13 protein-coding genes and 1 pseudogene are annotated in these 18,602 nt (G+C 49.5%); 8 read left to right on the forward strand and 6 right to left on the reverse strand.

Annotated elements, in window-relative coordinates; translation table 11 throughout:
- Positions 1-274 precede the first annotated feature (274 nt).
- Positions 275-1,150, forward strand: a complete 876-nt coding sequence (locus tag NDI45_RS11050; protein ID WP_348247346.1) for a DUF2382 domain-containing protein — start codon at positions 275-277, stop codon at positions 1,148-1,150.
- A 156-nt stretch (positions 1,151-1,306) separates the two neighbouring features.
- A pseudogene (locus NDI45_RS11055) lies at positions 1,307-1,497 on the forward strand (IS66 family transposase); the annotation flags it as partial.
- 34 nt (positions 1,498-1,531) lie between these two features.
- On the opposite strand, the gene NDI45_RS11060 reads toward NDI45_RS11055, so the two are convergent.
- Both NDI45_RS11060 and NDI45_RS11065 read right to left on the reverse strand, forming a co-directional pair.
- Positions 1,532-1,975, reverse strand: coding sequence for an ATP-binding protein (locus NDI45_RS11060; protein WP_190793728.1), 444 nt, complete (start codon positions 1,973-1,975; stop codon positions 1,532-1,534).
- 1,007 nt (positions 1,976-2,982) lie between these two features.
- On the reverse strand, positions 2,983-3,993 hold the full coding sequence (locus tag NDI45_RS11065) for a phosphoribulokinase (protein ID WP_190793727.1): 1,011 nt from the start codon (positions 3,991-3,993) through the stop codon (positions 2,983-2,985).
- Positions 3,994-4,832: 839 nt separating this feature from the next.
- On the opposite strand from NDI45_RS11065, the gene petH reads away from it, so the two are divergent.
- Positions 4,833-6,089 (forward strand): ferredoxin--NADP reductase, encoded by a 1,257-nt coding sequence (gene petH / locus NDI45_RS11070; RefSeq protein ID WP_190793726.1) that lies wholly within the window; start codon positions 4,833-4,835, stop codon positions 6,087-6,089.
- A 74-nt stretch (positions 6,090-6,163) separates the two neighbouring features.
- On the opposite strand, the gene NDI45_RS11075 is transcribed toward petH, so the two are convergent.
- Positions 6,164-7,357, reverse strand: coding sequence for a helix-turn-helix domain-containing protein (locus NDI45_RS11075; protein ID WP_190793725.1), 1,194 nt, complete (start codon positions 7,355-7,357; stop codon positions 6,164-6,166).
- Positions 7,358-8,022: 665 nt separating this feature from the next.
- On the opposite strand from NDI45_RS11075, the gene NDI45_RS11080 reads away from it, so the two are divergent.
- Positions 8,023-8,823 carry a phytanoyl-CoA dioxygenase family protein gene (locus NDI45_RS11080; RefSeq protein ID WP_348247347.1) on the forward strand — a complete coding sequence of 267 codons (801 nt, stop codon included), beginning with the start codon at positions 8,023-8,025 and terminating at the stop codon, positions 8,821-8,823.
- 41 nt (positions 8,824-8,864) lie between these two features.
- Here the strand turns inward: NDI45_RS11080 and NDI45_RS11085 are convergent, their stop codons facing one another.
- Positions 8,865-10,856, reverse strand: a complete 1,992-nt coding sequence (locus tag NDI45_RS11085) for a GUN4 domain-containing protein (protein WP_348247348.1) — start codon at positions 10,854-10,856, stop codon at positions 8,865-8,867.
- A gap of 606 nt (positions 10,857-11,462) precedes the next feature.
- Here NDI45_RS11085 and fusA point away from each other — a divergent pair.
- Positions 11,463-13,544, forward strand: a complete 2,082-nt coding sequence (fusA, locus tag NDI45_RS11090; RefSeq protein WP_348247349.1) for an elongation factor G — start codon at positions 11,463-11,465, stop codon at positions 13,542-13,544.
- A gap of 230 nt (positions 13,545-13,774) precedes the next feature.
- On the opposite strand, the gene NDI45_RS11095 is transcribed toward fusA, so the two are convergent.
- Positions 13,775-14,398, reverse strand: coding sequence for a GerMN domain-containing protein (locus NDI45_RS11095; RefSeq protein ID WP_348247350.1), 624 nt, complete (start codon positions 14,396-14,398; stop codon positions 13,775-13,777).
- A gap of 82 nt (positions 14,399-14,480) precedes the next feature.
- Complete coding sequence (locus NDI45_RS11100; RefSeq protein ID WP_190793721.1) at positions 14,481-15,308, reverse strand: DUF2993 domain-containing protein; 828 nt, start codon at positions 15,306-15,308, stop codon at positions 14,481-14,483.
- Positions 15,309-15,764: 456 nt separating this feature from the next.
- Between NDI45_RS11100 and NDI45_RS11105 the strand changes: the two genes are divergently transcribed.
- The 3 genes from NDI45_RS11105 (at position 15,765) to NDI45_RS11115 (ending at position 18,286) form a co-directional block, all read left to right on the forward strand.
- Positions 15,765-17,306: a heme peroxidase family protein gene (locus tag NDI45_RS11105; RefSeq protein WP_348247351.1), complete on the forward strand. Its 1,542-nt coding sequence runs from the start codon at positions 15,765-15,767 to the stop codon at positions 17,304-17,306.
- Positions 17,307-17,342: 36 nt separating this feature from the next.
- Complete coding sequence (locus NDI45_RS11110) at positions 17,343-17,495, forward strand: hypothetical protein (protein ID WP_190793719.1); 153 nt, start codon at positions 17,343-17,345, stop codon at positions 17,493-17,495.
- A 353-nt stretch (positions 17,496-17,848) separates the two neighbouring features.
- Positions 17,849-18,286 carry a response regulator gene (locus tag NDI45_RS11115; protein ID WP_348247352.1) on the forward strand — a complete coding sequence of 146 codons (438 nt, stop codon included), beginning with the start codon at positions 17,849-17,851 and terminating at the stop codon, positions 18,284-18,286.
- Positions 18,287-18,602 lie beyond the last annotated feature (316 nt).

Genomic DNA, 18,602 nt, shown 5'->3' on the forward strand with positions numbered 1-18,602 from the left:
ACCATGTTCGTTATCCCTTTTCAGATTCTCTGGAGTGTCATAGGTTGTCGATGCTCGTTTATGCTCGCGATCGCTAAAAATTTCAGGCTGATCTACAACTAAAGTCTTGCTTGCTTATTTTTAATTGTCTCCCCAACGAAAGGTGATTTAGATTGAAAAATCCTTAATGTTAAAGAATAAATACGGCACACAACAAACACTAAGGAGACTTCACGAAATGCCTTTAATGAAACTCGAGGATTTCTATCCTGATCATCAAGAATTCTCTTCTGAAATGGGTTCTAGCCTTGATGATGTTAAGTCCTATGATGTCTATGCTCAAGGCGATGATAAGGTTGGCTCTGTGCATGACATTTTAGTGGATGATCAAACAGGTGAGTTCCGCTACTTTGTGGTTGACAGTGGATTTTGGATTTTCGGTAAGAAAGTGCTGCTGCCTGTTGGTATGGCAAGCATTGATTCTACCTCCCAGCGTATCTATGCAACCAATCTGACTCGCGAGCAGGTTGAAGCTTTACCTAAGTTCAACGACCTGGAAAAAACTGACTACGACTACGAAGAAGAAGTGCGTGGCGTTTATCGTCCGTCCATGGGTACTACGACTGCTGCAACCACAATGGGTACGGCATCAACGGCTGGCATGATGACTTCTGACATGACGGCAATGGATACGATCGATACGCCTGTCACCGCTGACACCACCTACGATCGCAACAGCTACACCTACGATCGTGACGCTGCTATGTATGGCATGAACGATCGCGACCACCAAACTCTGAAGCTGTATCAGGAACGCCTGATTGCTAACAAGCACCGCCAGAAGACGGGTGAAGTAGCGATCGGTAAAACAGTTGAAACTGAAACCGCGCATGTTGCAGTCCCCATCGAGAGAGAGCGGGTTGTCATCGAGCGCACCGCTGCTGGCCAGGTGGTGGCTGGCGACACGAGTGATGCCTTCCATGATGACGCTGTGCGGATGGAAGTCTACGAAGAAACGCCCGACATTCGCAAAGAAACCGTCCTGCGCGAGGAAGTAACGGTACGGAAGGAAATCGATCGCGATACCGTGGTTGCAGATGAAACTCTGCGCCGTGAAGAACTCAACATCGACAAAGACGGCAACCCGATCGTCAACAATCCGAACCTGTAATTAGGGTTGTTCTACCGGGATTCGTTGATCTAATTCCCTAAATCCGAATGCAAAAACTCATAGGTCAGGTAATTTTTGCGCCTGCCTGTGAGTTTTTATTGTTGAAGTTATGCTGATAATTAATCCGGCTCGATTGCTTATCATTGCTGACGTACGGGGCGCATTGAACAGCTAGAACGGTAATACAAGGAAGTCAAGTCGGAGAATCAATTGCTCAAGGAGCCGTTGCAGCCCAATAGCAAGAACTCATCTAAGCCCCCGTTTCAAGATCGAGGCAAAGGCTTTAAGGCAAAAGGCAAGCAGCAGGGGAAAAAGAATCCAGGGAAGCGGGGCACGAGGGACATAAGCGATCGTTGTATTCAATCAGCAATGCCCGAATTCTTACCCCTCAGGAAGGATATTTTTCACAATTAGCAGGCAGTTGCGCTGATCTTCTGTTCGCCAATAAGCCAGCCCATCAGCAATTTTTTCCATCAGCCGTAAACCGCGCCCTCCTTCAGCCTGCTCTGGAACCAAAGGAGCTTTCTGGAGGAAATTCTCCAGGTCAAATTCGGCTCCATAATCCCAGATGCGGATTTCGAGTGTGGTTCTATTGAACGTCACCTCGATTTCGATCGGCGTATCAGCGGGCTTGCTGCAATGGGCATATCGCACAGCATTGGTGAAGGCTTCTGCGAGCGCAATCTGGCACTGAAGCCAAATCGTACGAGGCAGAACCGGGCAAGCAAGCTGCTCAAACCAGGAAAGCACCTGCCCTAGAGAGTTTAGATCAGTTTTAACTTGGGTACGAACTTGCAGGGTATGAAGTTGAGCTAGTAGATTCACGAACGTAGACTCGCAGGTCAAGCATCAGAACTACATTAATGGGCGAAGTTTTGATATCCGTTCACTCTTTAACTTATTGTATTGCAGCTACAGCAGTCCTTTATAAGCTTGTCGGTTGAAATCACCTTCCGCTCGTTAACTCCAGCACCCTCATGTCAATTTGTAATGAAACGTCCTGCAACCATCGACGGTACTCAATAGTTGGCAGGACAACTCAGGATTCCAATGTTATTAGTTGAGGTTACTTTCAGGCCATTTTGTAGAATTAGTCAGCCAGTGTAAGCGTCAGGAATAAGCTCTTCAGAAGTTGCTCGACTTCGCCCACCCTTGATAATAAGGCGTTTTTACAGGCTGGAGTTTCTTTTGCAGAATTCGGGGAAGGGTGATGAACCAGATTAAAGTTGCTATCAACAAGACAAGCCAGGAAGTAACGTCTGTTTTTGAAGTTGTCGTGTCTTTGCAGAAGGCGTGAAACAGAATGCTGAAGGTAGCCGTGGCTCCAAATAAGTAGAAAACCATAGGTGACAACAGAATAAACTATGGGAGAAAAATTTGAAGAAGGGGAAATCTAATCAGCGAATTTGGACACAGGCGAATTTAAGAGCGAATCGATAAAAAAGGAATGTACCTTAATCAAATCATAGGAATACAAGGAGCGCGTGGCGGCAAATACGGAATTTCAGGATTAAATCCTTTGTTGTCATCTTCTCGAACCTACCGTATTCCTACTGAAGCAATAAGTTGGGAATATGACATTAGTGCACTAGCTCTTTTCGGCTTGTCACTTCAGAAGTTGTCTTGACTCGCCGCAATAGCCGCAATGATTTACTGGCAAACGTGTTGTCCGTCCTTATCGGGTAGATCCTGAGCAAGGTTAACGTTCAATCGCCCAACAAAAACTCCCAGATCAAAGCCTGGGAGTCATCTGTTCATTCAATGAATTCAATTCAAACCTGCCGAGTCAAAAGCCCGATGCGAAGCAGTTTCCCTTCTGGGGTAACGCCCTACTAGTTTGCAGCGACCTTCGACATCTTGGCTTCTACGCCCATCAGACGCTCGTAGGTTGCGCGCATCTTCAAACCTGTCAACACCTGGAATAAGCCTGTGCCGTTGCTCGAGCCAGGATACTCTTTGTGTTGAAGCAGCAGTTCGGTCATCTCGCCGTAGTATTTGGTCGAGGTGTTGCTCAGGTGTCCTTCGATGTAGATCACTTCTTCGAGGCGATCGAGCTGTCCATCGAGTTCTAGTACTGAGACGCTGTGACCGTAGTACTCGTCGGGACCATAGTGCATCTTAATGCCGGGGTAAGAGCAGGTCAGCTTGCGACCGCAGGGAATCCAGTCGATCGTCGAACCTTCGTCAAACAGGTAAACGGGTTCAAAGCCTTCCACGCCATCCTTTTGAATCAGCCGCACCCGCAGCACATTACGCTCGGTGTCATTTGGGATGAGCTGAGTCGGCAGGACTTGAATTACCACATCGGCATACTGCTTTTGGGGGTTAATATATGCCTCGAAATCAGGACGGCGGGAGTTGATGGCAGCTAGCACGTCGTCGTAGGTGTGACCCCGCTCCGCCATGTCACGCTGAATCTTCCAGGCAATCTTCACTTCGTCGTCGATGTCAAGGTAGACGCTGAAGTCGAGCAGGGCACGGACGCGCTCATCGTACATCGGGTGCAAGCCTTCGATCACGACGATCGGGGTAGGCTTGATCAGTTCCGGCGGATCGATCATGCCTGTCTCGTGGTTGTAGATCGGCTTCATGATTTCCTGACCGTTCTTCAGAGCGGCCACCTGCTCCGCCATTAGGTCAAAGTTATTAGCGGCGGGATTCAGTGCGGTGACGCCGTGGTCTTTGCGCTGCTTGCGATCCAGACTGTGGTAATCGTCAAGGCAGATCACGGTAATCAGTTCTTCGCCAAACAAATCTGCCAGGCGACGGAGAAAGGTTGACTTGCCGCAGCCGGAATCTCCGGCAACGCCGATGAGAACCACACGGTCTGGCTTACTGGTCATAGGTTTCCTCTAGGCAACAAGAACGGTTTTCACTCGATAGATTTTGATCTGAACTTTGCGATCTGACCTTTCTGATCCGAATTTTGCTGATCCGAACACAGATTTATAAAGTTAGATCTCGAACGGATGACTCTCTCCGCCTTTTGCACGGCAAGCATCGCTTAAACTATCAAACCATTAAGGTGAACCCAGATCTACTACTAGATCTAATGGGGAACGCTCAAAGTTTGAATTGTCTGGATTCGCGATTTGCTGCATCAGGACAGTGAACCGGAGAGGTGGCTGTACTAAAAGCATAGAGAGAAAGCAATTTCTTCCTTTGCTTCATGCCCAGCAAGTTTACATTCAGCTAGAATCGCCTCAGTTTGGAGATCAAACCAGGCAAGTCCGACTAAGTATTTATACTTCTAATATTGGAATGTTATCAAAATGTGATCCCCGGTTCAAGGGCAATTCAAGATGATTTTTAAGAAGAAGCGATTTGGAGACAAAGCAGGCAAAACTTCAAACTTTCGATAGATTTCCGACCCTTAAGCCATTATCGAACCTGAAATTAGTAGAAATCGTTCGGATAGGACAGTCTGACTCTGCCGAAGCCGGTATGCTAGGGCTGGAGCAGAGTAGGAATTCCTATCCTGCCCGTTTTTGTATCTCAAGTCTGTATCAGAGGACTGCTTGGCAATGTTACGCTAATACCTAATCATTGGCGACTCCTTGGGTTTGTGCCGCATGGAGTTGACTTGTGGTGGCACCAGCGTTGAACGATCTACTGAGCCGACTATTAGGCTGATAGGTCGATCGTGCTGAATAATGAGGGTTAGGAGAATAGTTGATTAGCAATGTACAATCCAAGCGCAGTGGGTGGTGCTTCCAACACGCAGTACGGTAACCGCCTGTTTATTTACGAAGTCGAAGGGCTACGCCAGAACGAAGAAACTGACAAAATGGATTATCCGATTCGGAAGAGCGGCAGTGTGTTTATCACTGTCCCTTATTCGCGGATGAACCAGGAAATGCAGCGGATCACGCGCATGGGTGGCAGAATTGTCAGCATCCGCCCTGTCACCGCTGAAGGTGGAGTTAACGGCAAAGCGTCCTCTGAAGCAGCAAAGACCGAGCCTATAACCGTTCAGTCAGCAGAAGAGAGCAAGCCAATGACTCAGGCACCGTCATCTCAGCCGAAAGCTCAGCCTAAAGAAAGGGCAGCAAAGCCCGATGTTCCCGTGAACATCTATCGTCCGAATAACCCCTATATCGGCAAGTGCATCTCCAACGAGGAACTTGTGGGTGAAGGCGGCATCGGTACCGTTAAGCACATCAAGTTTGATATTTCTGGTGGAGACCTCAAATACATTGAAGGTCAAAGTATCGGCATTATCCCCGAAGGAACCGACGATAGAGGAAAGCCGCACAAGCTGAGACTTTATTCGATCGCCTCAACCCGTCACGGCGACGACGTAGACGACAAGACCGTTTCTCTTTGCGTGCGTCAGCTTGAATACAAGCACCCTGAATCGGGCGAAACCGTGTACGGTGTTTGCTCGACTTTCCTGAAAAATCTGAACCCTGGCGATGATGTGAAGATCACAGGCCCGGTGGGTAAGGAGATGCTGCTGCCCGCTGACCCCGAAGCCAACGTCATTATGATGGCAACCGGAACCGGGATTGCGCCGATGCGGGCATACCTGTGGCGGATGTTTAAGGACAACGAGCGGGCAGTCAACACCGACTACCAGTTTAAGGGATTTGCCTGGCTGATTTTTGGGATTCCTACTACGCCCAACATTCTTTATAAAGAAGAGTTGGACGAACTGCAAGCCAAGTTTCCTGATAACTTCCGCGTTACCTACGCCATCAGTCGCGAGCAGAAGAACTCAGAAGGCGGCAGAATGTACATTCAGCACCGTGTTGGAGAACACGCCGATGAGCTGTGGAACCTGGTGAAGCAGGAAAAAACCCACACTTACATCTGTGGTCTGAAGGGCATGGAAGACGGGATTGATGCTGCTATGGCGGGAGCCTGCGCGAAGGAAGGCATCACTTGGAAAGAGTATCAGCGATCGATCAAAGAACGCTGGCACGTTGAAACCTACTAACCAGAGCTAACTTGTTCTAAATCAAAAGAAAGCCGGGAGACAGCCTTCCGGTTTTTTTAATGAGTAATTGGTCTCTAAAGCTCAGAGTTCAAAATTACGATGTGGAAGCGGGAGTCGATCGCAATTCTCTGCTGTCGCTGCAGCTCGCCTAGCAGGCGTGTGATTGTAACTCGACTGGTACAACAGGCACTGGCAATTTCTTCGTGGGTCAGCCGCAGCTTTAACCGCACTCCGCCTGCAATCGGTTCTCCGATCTCTTGTTTAAGCAGCCGCAGCAAGAGATAGAGTCGTTGGCGAACGCGCCGCTGTCCGGCGATCGAGAGCAGTGATTCCATCTGCTGAAATCGATCGTTGAGCTTGGGCAGAATCAGCCGCGCCAAGTGGGGATAGGTTTTCACTTCTGCGGTCGAGAACTGGAGAAGCTGCACATCGGTCATAGCAGTCGCCTGATAAACGGGCAAAAAGGATGAGCCAGAGCCAAAAGGCATCAGAGACCCAATCAACCCCAGCAGCACCTCTTCGTTTTCTTCAGTCAGGGTATGCAGCTTGACTAGTCCTTCATGCACGAGCCACAGGTTTTGAGGAGTGAGCGGGATCGCTTCGCCTTTGCTATAGCGAAGAATGGGGCGATCGATTGTCAGCTCACGATCGTCCTCGTTCGCAAAGTTCTCTTGCTGGGGAAAAGAAGATTTGATCCAGGCTTCGTTTGCCTCGCGCAAAATCCAGTGCAGGCTGCTCTGTTCTTGCTGGACATGGGCGGCAGCAGAAACGGTCAGTGTTAGGTGGATGGGAGTCAAGCTTTGGGGCTGAAACCAGCATGACCAGGTGTAGGGGCGATTTTCTTGAGCGACACGCAGCATTTCTGTGCGAAATAGCATCCGCTGTTCTGGCGGCACAAAAGTTACCAGCGGTTTCCCGATTAGCATAGACTGGGGCAGGTTGAATAGCCCAGCGGCGATCGGATTTGCCTCCTGGATTTTTCCCTCCAGGGTGGTCGTGAGATACGCTTCAGGAATGTGATTAATTAGATTTTGATAATAGCGATGCTGCACCGATGCGTCCTGCAACATTTGTGCAATGTGGTCGCTTTGTTGGCTCAGTTCCTCGTTTGCAACTTGTAGCTCTTCAGCCGCAATTCCCAGATCCTTCCAGACTGAATCAACAGCTTCTGTTGAAAGAGCCGTAGGTTGGTCAAGATTTGCATAAAGTTTCTCTAAACGGCTATGTAATGCACCGAGTTGTCTTCCGAACGATTCTGAAGAATTCATAAGGTAAATCTCAAATTCGATTTTTAAACGGGAAGAAAACCAGTTCTTTCAACTTACCTTAGCAAGTTTGGATTTGGCATAGAAAAACACCTCTTTGTTCCACTCAAACTTATTAAATAATTTCGCCCTAGCCCTTGCCTGGCAATCGCTCCATGGATTGGTAATTAATTGATTAAGAGCAAATGTATTGTATGTACAGCCGTGCTTTATATAGATCCTTTCTTTAGAGATACGTTCAATTTTAAGATTGAGTATTTTTAGGGTCAGCAGCAGAAGTCAGGCAGAAGATATCCATCACCCTCTACTGAATCAGAAAGACTAGCAATAACGATCGCCCCGTTCAAAGTTAAGTTAAAAGTAATTGCCTAAGCAGATGTTTGAGCATCGTTCGAGCAGGATGTCGCGATTTCCCATGCAGCGCTGATAAAACTGTTCACGAGTAAGCTGGGCGATCGGTGATAAATCCAGGACGGTACTTATCGAGGCATTCCTTGACTGTGTTTCTTGCTTTCAGCGTATCTTAACTGAGCTTTGATCAGGGCGATTTTAGGAAATTCGATCGCTGATTCAATTACAAGCTGATGGCTACAATTTGTAACTTTTAACACCAAGAAAATCTTTGCTTCTTAAGATTGAGAGGCTTTTGATGTACGGTTCAAACGGGTATGACAGAACGCTACAGCCAGCAACAGATTCAAGCATTCACGCAAGCCGTTTTAGAGGACGGGTTTTGCATTCTCCGCAATCACTTCTCGTCAGATACCCTTCAGACATGGCAGGAAGCTTTTACGCCGCTGCTCACAGAACATATCGATCGCGAAGGCAACCTGAAAAATCGAGGGACATCCCGCTACTACGTGACGCTGCCCTTTATGGCTCCGTTTGCCGACCCAGCAATTTATGAAGACGACGATGTTCTGGCGATCGTTGCCAGGTTAGTGGGTGAAGATGCTGTGATGTGTCAGCTTGCAACGGATACGCCGCTTTTGGGGTCAGAGTATCAAGCCATTCACCGGGACGCGCCCCCCCTATTCCCAGAGATTGAGCAAGAGACTCCTCCATTTCAGCTTGCCGTGAATTTTCCGCTTGTAGATGTGACGCCGGAAAATGGACCGTTTGAAGTGGCACGCAGAACGCACCGGGTCACGAAAGAAGAGGGACTTCGTCTACTGGAAGCAGGAGCCGTGCAGCTCGAACCCATTACCCTAAAGATGGGTGATGTCATGATCCGAGATGTGCGTGGACTGCACCGGGGAACGCCCAACCACACTGATACCCCTCGCCCGATGGCAGTGATTGGCTATAGCCGACGCTGGCTATTTCGCCCAGAAGTGTCGATTCAGATTCCCCGTGAGGAGTGGCATAAGCTGTCCGATCGCGCCCGTCATCTGCTGCGGTTTAACCCGGTAGTGGCATCTCTAGAAGACCGATCTGCCGCTGAGGTTTACCAGGCATACGCTTATTAGGGAGTTCACTATTAGGGGGTTCATTCTGCAAGTTCCTCAGTTTAGTTCGATCGCCCCATGAGAAAACTGCTTTGCATCGCATTTCTAATCAGACTGCGATAAGGCTGCCAGATTTGCACGCTCTGACCGTTTGCCATGAAAAACTGCCCATTGGGACTAAATTGGAACTGGGCGACTTCATGAATCTGCTTGAGCGGATGCCCAGTTGCGACTTCCCAGAGCGTTATGCCCTGCTGAGGAATGGGTTCGCTTTGAATCAACGGCAGCAGCAGCGTGCTGGTCGCAAGGACTTTCCCATCTGGACTAAAAGACACCTCTGCCAAATTGTTCGGCATCACGGGGTGTCCCGCCGACTGTACTAAATCAAGACTCTGCACTGACTGATAGGTTTGCAGGTTCCAGAGATGGGCATTCTTGGCGTCCGTGCTGGCAAGCAGTGTGCCATCTGGGCTGAAGGCGAGATGCTGAATATCTTCTGTATGGCTACTCAGCGTTTTCATCCGTGCTCCGGTAGCGGCATTCCAGAGCTTAACAGAGCGATCGCGATCCGCCGTTGCCAAAATTTGTCCATCAGGGCTGAAGGTAATCGGGAGTCCAGGGGGTCGATCGGCTGCCTGAGTAGCTGCCTGAGTAAAGGTGCGAATGATCTGTCCGGTTTGAGCGTTCCCGAGGTGCAGCGTGTTGCGATGTGTTGCCGTTGCCAGCCGTTGACCGTCCGGGCTGATCAGTACAGTATGGGCAATGCCGTCTGAGGAATTAAGGCGAATCGTGCGGAGGAGTTGACCTGTTTTCAGATTCCAGAGCTTGATTGTCTGGTCGGCACTGGCACTGACAAGCAACTGACCGTCTTTGCTAATGGCGATCGCCCTCACCGCATATTGGTGTCCGGTAAACCTCCGCACTGCTTCTCCTTTATCTGTTGTCCAGAGACGCACTGTACCGTTTGAGAGTCCGGCGGCAATCAGGCGACTGTCTGGGGTAAATGCGATCGCATTGGCAACATCTCCCACAATTCGATTGGCTTCAGTCGGCGGTTCCTGAGCCTGCCCTGTAAAGGAGAAAGATTCAGTCGCCTGTCCCCGTAGCAGGGTAACAATCCGATTGCCGCGCTGGGCGTTCCAGATTGCCAGCGTACTGTTGTTCCGGTTCTGGTTCGGGTTTCCGCCACACGATCGCTCATAGCTGTAGCTGCTGATCGCTAGAATGGTGCTATCGGGGCTGATTGCCTCTGCCAGTTCATTGACCGGACAAGAATTATTTGGATTACTGTTGGCGTAAAGCGTCCTCAGATCGATCGAATAGGCAAGGCTTGCCTGCTGCCAGGAGCCCGCTCTTGATAAAGGAGATTCCAGGGCGGTGGTAAGCCAGTTGAAGAGGACGGGCAAATAGCGATTAAAGCGTTCCCCTTGAAGATATATCGCATCAATCATGCAGCTTCCACAGCTTTGAGCATTCAGCATGGCATCAATTCGCTCCCAGTCAATGCCTGCCCAGGGTAGATGACCTGCGGGAGCTTCCTTTGAGTAATTTAGCTCTGGTTCTGTGAGCCAGTCGGGTGAGACGAAGTTTTCTGGGTTGGGGGTCGGGCGAGTCCAGCCGACTCGATCGCCAAAGGCCTTAGCAGCCGTGTCGGTATTGTTAGGATGCTGGGATTGGGCTTCCTCCCAAATTCGCCGCTGAACGCTGAACCCAAACCGCCCGTTGCTGGCTTCTATCCAGAGGCGATCGAGGGTTTGCAGAATTTCAGGCGGAATATTGCTGGCAAGCGGTGAACTGAAGACATCTCCGTTGGGATGCACCCATGTCTGGAGAATACGGCGAGTTTCAGCATCCGCAGCCTGCCAGTTTTGAGACCGAAGCTGCGATCGAAGGGTGCTGAAGTCTACCGGAGCAGATTGAGTTAGATAGGAGAGCGGTGGAGTTTGAGCAAGCGTTTGAGCAAGAGAAATCTGTATTGACGGGGTGCTGAAGCGACCAAGACTGGAAACCAGAGTTGTACCAAACAAAAGGAAAGCAAAGAGGGATCGATTCATGAGGCTGTTCTAGAGCTAAACCTGAAGACAAGCTGGAATGAGTGCAAGTTAGTGGAACGGATGAATATACGACTACTGCTGATCTGACTTCTACATTGCCTCTTAAATTCCCAATACTGGTAGATTCCCAATACTGGTAGATTCCTAATACCGGGGGACTTTGAAACCTGAACGTTAATTAACTCTTCCCAAAATTGGGAGGCGAGAAGAGTGAATTATTTTCAGTAATACTGGTTTCCAGTAATACCGAAACTTAGACGATTTAAAGGAATTGCTGAGCAGCAGGATAGTTCCAGCTTTGGGGCACAATAGAAGTTTGTTTAGGAGTTGGTTTGCCTTCAGCCTGTCTGTCACCTATAGGAGGATGTGTTTCTGCGTCTACAACACCACACTTTTAAGTCACAACACTTTACAATGGCTTATGTTGCCGTAAATGTGGAAAAGGGTTTCTTAATTTCTTCAGTCACGAAATTCTCCCCGCAGTCGTTAACAAGCAACGGTGTCCCTGGATAACGCTTGCAGGCAATCATCGATCCCAACCCTGATCAACCTAAAATCCTGATCAACGGTTCGTCAAATTTTCAATCTAGAAAACACACGCACACAATGAAAGACCTCACTCGTTACCGCAATATCGGCATCTTCGCTCACGTTGATGCGGGGAAGACGACTACAACTGAAAGAATCCTGAAACTAACTGGCAAAATCCACAAGATCGGTGAGGTTCACGAAGGCGCAGCCACGACGGACTTCATGGAACAGGAGCAGGAGCGGGGGATTACGATTCAATCTGCTGCTACAAGCTGCTTCTGGAACGATCACCAGCTCAACATTATTGACACTCCCGGGCACGTAGACTTCACGATCGAGGTTTACCGCTCCCTGAAAGTGCTGGACGGCGGCGTCGGCGTATTCTGCGGCTCGGGCGGCGTAGAACCCCAGTCTGAAACCAACTGGCGATATGCCAACGAGTCCAAAGTGTCGCGGATTATCTACGTCAACAAGCTCGATCGCACGGGCGCAGATTTCTATCGCGTGGTGAAGCAGGTAGAGCAGATCCTCGGCGCGAAGCCGCTGGTGATGACCCTGCCGATCGGTCGCGAAGACGAGTTCAAAGGCGTGATTGACCTGCTGAACCGCAAAGCCTGGATCTGGGATGAGTCTGGCGACCCCATGAACTACCGGATTGAACCCGTTCCTGCCGATATGGTGGATCAGGTCGAGTCCTACCGCGAACAGCTGATCGAAACCGCCGTTGAGCAAGATGACGATGTGCTGGAGCAGTACCTCGAAGGTAACGAGCCGGACATCGATACACTGAAGCAGTGCATCCGCACGGGCACGATCAAGATGGCGTTCTTCCCGACCTTCTGCGGTTCGTCCTTTAAGAACAAGGGTGTACAGCTCGTGCTGGATGGTGTGGTGGACTACCTGCCCAACCCGACTGAAGTCAATCCCCAGCCGGAAATGGATCTGGAAGGCAACGAAACGGGTACATTTGCGACTGTTGATGCCACGAAGCCGCTACGCGCACTGGCGTTCAAGATCATGGACGATCGCTACGGCGCACTCACCTTTACCCGCCTCTATTCCGGTACGCTGTCGAAGGGCGATACGATCCTCAACACGGCAACGGGCAAAACCGAGCGGGTCAGCCGTTTGGTGGAAATGCATGCAAACTCACGTGAAGAGATCGATTCGGCACAGGCAGGCGATATTGTGGCGATCGTGGGCATGAAGAATGTCCAGACCGGACACACGCTTTGCGATCCGAAGAACCCGGCAACCCTGGAACCGATGGTCTTCCCGGAACCCGTGATCTCGATCGCTGTTAAGCCGAAAGCGAAGGGCGGTGAAGAGAAGATGGTCGCAGCTCTGACCAAGATGGTGCAGGAAGACCCCTCGTTCCACATGATGACCGACGAGGAAAGCGGCGAAACGATTCTGAAGGGCATGGGCGAACTTCACCTGGACATTAAGGTGGACATCCTCAAGCGCACCTATGGCGTGGAAGTCGAAGTGGGCAAGCCTCAAGTGGCTTACCGCGAATCGATTACCCGTCGCACCGAAGATACCTACACCCACAAAAAGCAGTCGGGTGGTTCGGGTCAATACGCGAAGATTACTTATGCGATCGAACCCGGCGAGCCTACTACGGGCTTTGTGTTTGAGTCAAAAGTGACGGGCGGCAGCGTTCCCCGTGAATTCTGGCCCGCTGTGCAAAAGGGCTTCGAGAGCAGCATCGACAGAGGTGTGCTGGCAGGCTTCCCCTGCATGGATCTGAAGTTCACCCTAATTGAAGGCGGCTTCCACCCGGTTGACTCTTCGGCGATCGCGTTTGAGATTGCGGCAAAAGCAGCTTATCGTCAGACGATGCCGAAAGCAGGTCCGCAGTTGCTAGAGCCGATCATGAATGTAGATGTGTTCACGCCAGATAACTACATGGGTGATGTGATTGGTGACCTCAACCGTCGTCGCGGCATGATGAAGTCTCAGGAAACGGGTGTTACCGGAGCGCGGATTAAGGCAGATGTACCGCTGAGCGAAATGTTTGGCTACATCGGCGACCTGCGTACCATGACTTCCGGCCGGGGACAGTTCTCAATGTCGTTCTCGCACTACGCGCCCTGCCCGAATAACATTGCTGAAGCTGTGATCAAGGAAGCGAAAGAGCGTCAAGCTGCTTAATCGCTTGAATTGCTTCTCCGATCGCTAATCAGCATGAATTAAATTAGCGAAAGCATTCCCGGTTGTCATCAGGCGATCGGGAATTTTTTTAAGGAGTTGGGATACGAAGAACCGTCCCTATTAAAGTCTGCTGTGTAGACACCAGTTGATTCCGTCTGAGCAGAAATAGGGAAATAGAGGGCACCCAGTGAAGTGATACCCAGTGAAGTGATTAAATTAGTGGAAATTGTTTAGAGGCTGAAATTCTGCTCAAAATTCGATCGACTAGTGGGCTGATTGATCACGAGTCCTTCGCCGCCCAGCACTTCGAGCGGCTTCCCTTCTACTGAAAGCCAGACTTTCGCATTGGGATCGATCGCCGTTGCGGTGTAAATTACCTGTCCCAGTCTGCCTTGCATCGAGGTGCTGCCGCCGCCTGATGTAAATTCCTGAGAAAGGTTAACGTGAATGCCATCCTGCTTAGCTTCTAATCCAAGGAGGCGCGTGTTTTGGGGAATAGTAGACGTGAGAGCGGCATCAGGTGAGCCTTTCAACATGGTTTCAAAGGCAGCTTTGAGCGTAGCATCGGGCTGTCCAGTCGTAGGAACAGTGACCGGAGCGGGAGCCAGTTCAATTCGATCGCTGTTCGTTTTCAGCCAGTAAATCTGAACGGTTTGCTGTGCGGGAGCGGTTTGCGGAGAAGGAGAAACGGCGGTTGAGCTCGGGGCGTTTGCTTCTGGGGCGGCTGAGCGCCCATTCCACCAGGCAACACCACCGCCAATGGCTAAACCGATCGCTGCTAAGCCAGCAATGATGACGACCGGGGCACGGCGAGGCGTGGAAGTTCTCGGAGTTGAGGATTGATGGTCTTGCATTACAGGATTCCTCCTGAAAGTTCAGGTGTGGGGTAAGCCACATTCAGGATAACTACGGATTTGATTCCTGGTATTTCGGAAATTAGCGATCGGAAAAATCGAAGCCGGGCTGAAGCTGGACAAAGGCAGCGAGCGTGAGGCGATCGTCTTGGATCTGAAGGTCGAGGATGCGGGCAAAAATGCCGGAGCCCTGCAAGTTGCCTAGGTCGAGCTGCTGACTGATACCGCCCAAAAGCAGGTTCACCAGTTCCGGCGGCACGGCTTCATTGTTGATGCGAATTTCTGGATTGACCAGGCTAAGCTGTTTTCCTGCCAGAATTTGCAGCCCTGTTTCTCCTGTAATTTCAATCCGATTGTTCTGCGGTGGGGTTTGCGCCGTTTTTTCGGCTGGCTGCTCTACTAAACTCACCTGAAACCGCACACGAGTTTCCGCTTCTGGAGAATTACCTGCGATAAACTGCACCTGCGGCTCCACAAAGTCGTATCGCTGAAGCTGCTGTGCTGTGCCGCCCAAAAAATTCAGGCTAAGGTCGCGCAGGGCATCTGTTACGGGTTCCGAGCGCAGCGCAAAATTCAAATCCTCCCGTGTCAGGACAAGCCGCACCCCTGCCTGAATTGGCTGCTTGAGATCGTTTGCGTCGCTCAGATTTAAGGCGATCGGATCGGTTTCGACTTCCAGCGTATCGATGCGAACATCAGCGATCGGAAAAACGCCTCGTCCTGCAATTTGTACCCGATCGGCTCTGCCCTGAAGTAGGCGGTAATTCGGCGTGCTGTCGATCCGAACGGCTAAATCCTCAATGTGGTCAAACTGCTGCCGAATGGCATTTGCAGCGAGGCGATCGGCGACAAACCCAGCCGGAGACAAAACGCCCAGCACCGCAGCCAGCAGAACAGTCAGAAATTCCATATACGCTCATAAATCAACGATTACACTATGTCATAAGTTAAGGGGTTTCAATCAGAGCTATCCATGAGTTTTGTTTCTTCCCGATCGCTGCATTGAAGCATTTACAAAGGGGAGACAACATTATGGAATTCTAAAAAATCTGATGAGAAGCATTTGATAGATCCAGGAATTGTGTTCTGAAATCTTTTTGATAGCAAATTGATAGCAAACGAAAAGGATATTGCCTCCATTACGTTAAGCACTTGTTTCAAAAATTATTGTGATAAATCTGGTTCGGGACACAAAATTCTATCGATAATTATTGTGATGAATCTAGTTCGTGACACATGATTCTATCGATCGACGACAGCGGATCGCAACTGTAAGCCGAAAAAGTACCCGTGTGGGTAAGGTTAAAAGCCAATGCCCCACCCAGAATGAAACTACAGTGACTCCCTAATAACTTAGGAGGCGTTTATGCAGACGATCGTTAAGCAATCTTTCCAGGATGTTCCAATGTTCGAGGACTCGCTCTACCGGAGCTTTATGCCTATGGTAGATGCAGTTCGAGCTGAAGAAAACGATTTTAGTAAGCTATTTCCTTGCCTGCCCTCCTTTGCAGAAGGACAGAATCGGCAAGATGTGCTGCAACGCCTCCGTATCTTGGGAAAGAAGGGCGGACTGATGGATGCACAAGATCCGCTCGTTACAATCACGAACCCACTGGATGGCAATCCAACACGTAATCCAGATAATAAAAACCCAGAGATGACGGTTGGTTTCACCTTCTTGGGGCAATTCCTGGATCATGACATTACCTTTGATCCGCTGCCGCTGACCTCGACCGTGACCAACAGTAAAAACCTGCGATCGCCATTTTTTGATCTGGATAGTGTATATGGACGAGGTCCAGATATAGACAGCATCTTGTACGATCGCTCTCCAGAATTGCAGCGTCCTGCCCCAACCAAGTTCTTGATTGACATGGAAGCTGCGCGTGACCTACCGCGAACTAGCCAGCAACGTGCAATTATTGCTGACCCCCGCAACGATGAAAATGTCATCATTTCTCAGCTCCATCTGGCATTCCTTAAGTTTCATAACCAGGTGATTGATTATGTAGTGGAGCAGAACCCTGCGAATTCCGATCCCAAGCGGATGTTTGAGGAAGCCCGTCGTCTGGTTCGCTGGCACTACCAGTACATCATCGTCAATCAATTTCTGAAGGCGACTCTCGATCCAGTTGTCTATGAGCAGGTCAAGAAGAACGGTCCAACCATCTTCCAGCCTTCTGCCAAACCTAAAATGCCGCGCGAGTTCCAGATTAGCGTCTATCGATTTGGACACAGCCAGATTCGACCAGGCTATAAACCCAACCAAGGGTTCGGTGCACCCATTTTTGACCCTGTGATCGATCCCCAAGATGGTGATCCGAATGATCTGCGCGGCGGTCGGCGGGCACCAAGACGATTTGTAGAGTGGGACATCTTCTTTGACTTTGGTGTTCAAGAAGTTGCGGTGAGAAATGGTCAAGCTGTAGTGCAGCCCAGAGTGAAGCCGAACAAGCGCATTGATCCGTTTATCTCTTCGCCAAGGTTCGATCTGCCTGTGGGTCCAGGTTTGCCTGATCCGGTGGAAGATGTGAGAACGCTTGCAGGTCGCAATCTAGAACGTCATCTGCAACATGGGATTCCATCAGGGCAGGCGATCGCTCAGCAACTGGGGTATACCCCGCTCACGCCAGAAGAACTAGCAGAATTGAGACACCTCAACTTCCATAGAAGTACGCCACTGTGGTACTACATCCTGAAAGAGGCACTGGTTCAACAGGGCGGACAAAGGCTTGGTCAGGTGGGAAGCCGGATCATTGCCGAGGTCTTCTTCGGACTTCTGCTGAGTGACTCGAGCTCCTATTGGAGCCAGAAGCCAACCTGGACTCCTACCCTACCGCGCCGAAATGGAAGGACAGACGGAAACTTTACGATGGTGGATCTCCTCACCTTTGCAAGAGTGGCTTAAGTCGCTTAAGTTCTCTTACGCTCAACTTGCCCATGAATGCGTCCTACTTTCGCAGCCAGTCTCGCAGGAAGTCAGGGCGCATTAATTGCGGTCAACTTCTTCCAGGTTGTGCTGCAAAAACTAGACCTCCTGTATGAATCAGGAGGGATGTGCCAGTTCATAGTTGAGCAGCCCCGTAATCAGGTTTAAACGCAAGCTGAATCGTCTTCTTCAGATGCGGTCGACGGCAGTAGAGACTATCAAAGGACTCACAAAAGGTTTGATGGCAAGTAGGGCAGCGATCGCGTTGATGACCATTGGGCATGTTGCCATGCGTATAGGCTTTGCGATGACTCCACAGAGGGCATTGCATCCCCTGATTTCTGATTAATGAGCTTCTCTACTCTATCAATTCCACATCAGATTGCCGCACTACCGGAACAATCACTTGCAGTTTGATTGATTCATCACACCTGAAAATTAACAAAATCGCATTATTTCTGAGGATGACAAAGTTTTAGCCACACAATAGGGTTATTGATGATTAATGTAGGATATTCAGTATGGAACAATCCTCGTCTCAACCCTTTATTTTAATTTTAGAAGACAATCCAGAGCAAGCTGTTCTGATTCAAAACGTCTTCCGTGAAGGTGCGGTTACCTCTCGAGTCAAAGCGATCGCAGAAAGTACAGAAGCCCTTAATTTTATCCATCGTCGTGGAGAATATACCCAGGCTCAGCGTCCAGATTTAATTTTGCTCAACCTTCGTTTGAAAGGATGCGGTCGAGAAGTTCTGGAGGAATTAAAATCTAATGCAGGCCTAAGACGAATTCCAGTGATCATTTTGACAGACTCCGATGATGAGGAAGACATCTTCGGAAGCTATTTGCTGCAAGGAAATAGCTATGTCATCAATCCCCGAAATGGCGATCAGCTTCACCAAATCGTCCAGCGGATTAAGGAGTTTTGGTTGGGAATTGTTACTTTACCGTTAGAGTAGAACGCTATCCCTGTTAAAACTTTTCTTGAAGGATTCTAATTTTTATTAACTTAAAAGCTGTTTTTTAATTGCTTTAGCTTAAGAAAAATTGGTTTATTTTAATCAAAATAGGCTTTTGTTTTACTTAACAATTCCGACTCAAATTCTACGACTTTTACGTTATGCTGCTAACGTAGAGCAAAAATAAAGATAGTAGTTCTACCTTTTGACTGATTCGTTTGCATTGTTTTCCGTATCCCTTCAGGAAACGTAATAAAAGCCGAACGAGTGAAGAACAAGTGAAGTGAGTTTCGTCAGTCTTTTGTTCATTTTTTAG

This window comes from Leptolyngbya sp. GB1-A1 (assembly GCF_039962475.1).
GTDB lineage: Bacteria > Cyanobacteriota > Cyanobacteriia > Elainellales > Elainellaceae > Leptolyngbya_A.

What these genes read in the sequence shown, in the direction of transcription:
- NDI45_RS11115 (WP_348247352.1), top strand. Translation starts at nt 17,849, where the DNA reads ATGGAACAATCCTCGTCTCAACCCTTTATTTTAATTTTAGAAGACAAT.
- fusA (WP_348247349.1), top strand. Translation starts at nt 11,463, where the DNA reads ATGAAAGACCTCACTCGTTACCGCAATATCGGCATCTTCGCTCACGTT.
- NDI45_RS11110 (WP_190793719.1), top strand. Translation starts at nt 17,343, where the DNA reads ATGCGTCCTACTTTCGCAGCCAGTCTCGCAGGAAGTCAGGGCGCATTA.
- NDI45_RS11105 (WP_348247351.1), top strand. Translation starts at nt 15,765, where the DNA reads ATGCAGACGATCGTTAAGCAATCTTTCCAGGATGTTCCAATGTTCGAG.
- NDI45_RS11065 (WP_190793727.1), bottom strand. Translation starts at nt 3,993, where the DNA reads ATGACCAGTAAGCCAGACCGTGTGGTTCTCATCGGCGTTGCCGGAGAT.
- NDI45_RS11100 (WP_190793721.1), bottom strand. Translation starts at nt 15,308, where the DNA reads ATGGAATTTCTGACTGTTCTGCTGGCTGCGGTGCTGGGCGTTTTGTCT.
- petH (WP_190793726.1), top strand. Translation starts at nt 4,833, where the DNA reads ATGTACAATCCAAGCGCAGTGGGTGGTGCTTCCAACACGCAGTACGGT.
- NDI45_RS11085 (WP_348247348.1), bottom strand. Translation starts at nt 10,856, where the DNA reads ATGAATCGATCCCTCTTTGCTTTCCTTTTGTTTGGTACAACTCTGGTT.
- NDI45_RS11050 (WP_348247346.1), top strand. Translation starts at nt 275, where the DNA reads ATGGGTTCTAGCCTTGATGATGTTAAGTCCTATGATGTCTATGCTCAA.
- NDI45_RS11095 (WP_348247350.1), bottom strand. Translation starts at nt 14,398, where the DNA reads ATGCAAGACCATCAATCCTCAACTCCGAGAACTTCCACGCCTCGCCGT.
- NDI45_RS11075 (WP_190793725.1), bottom strand. Translation starts at nt 7,357, where the DNA reads ATGAATTCTTCAGAATCGTTCGGAAGACAACTCGGTGCATTACATAGC.
- NDI45_RS11080 (WP_348247347.1), top strand. Translation starts at nt 8,023, where the DNA reads ATGACAGAACGCTACAGCCAGCAACAGATTCAAGCATTCACGCAAGCC.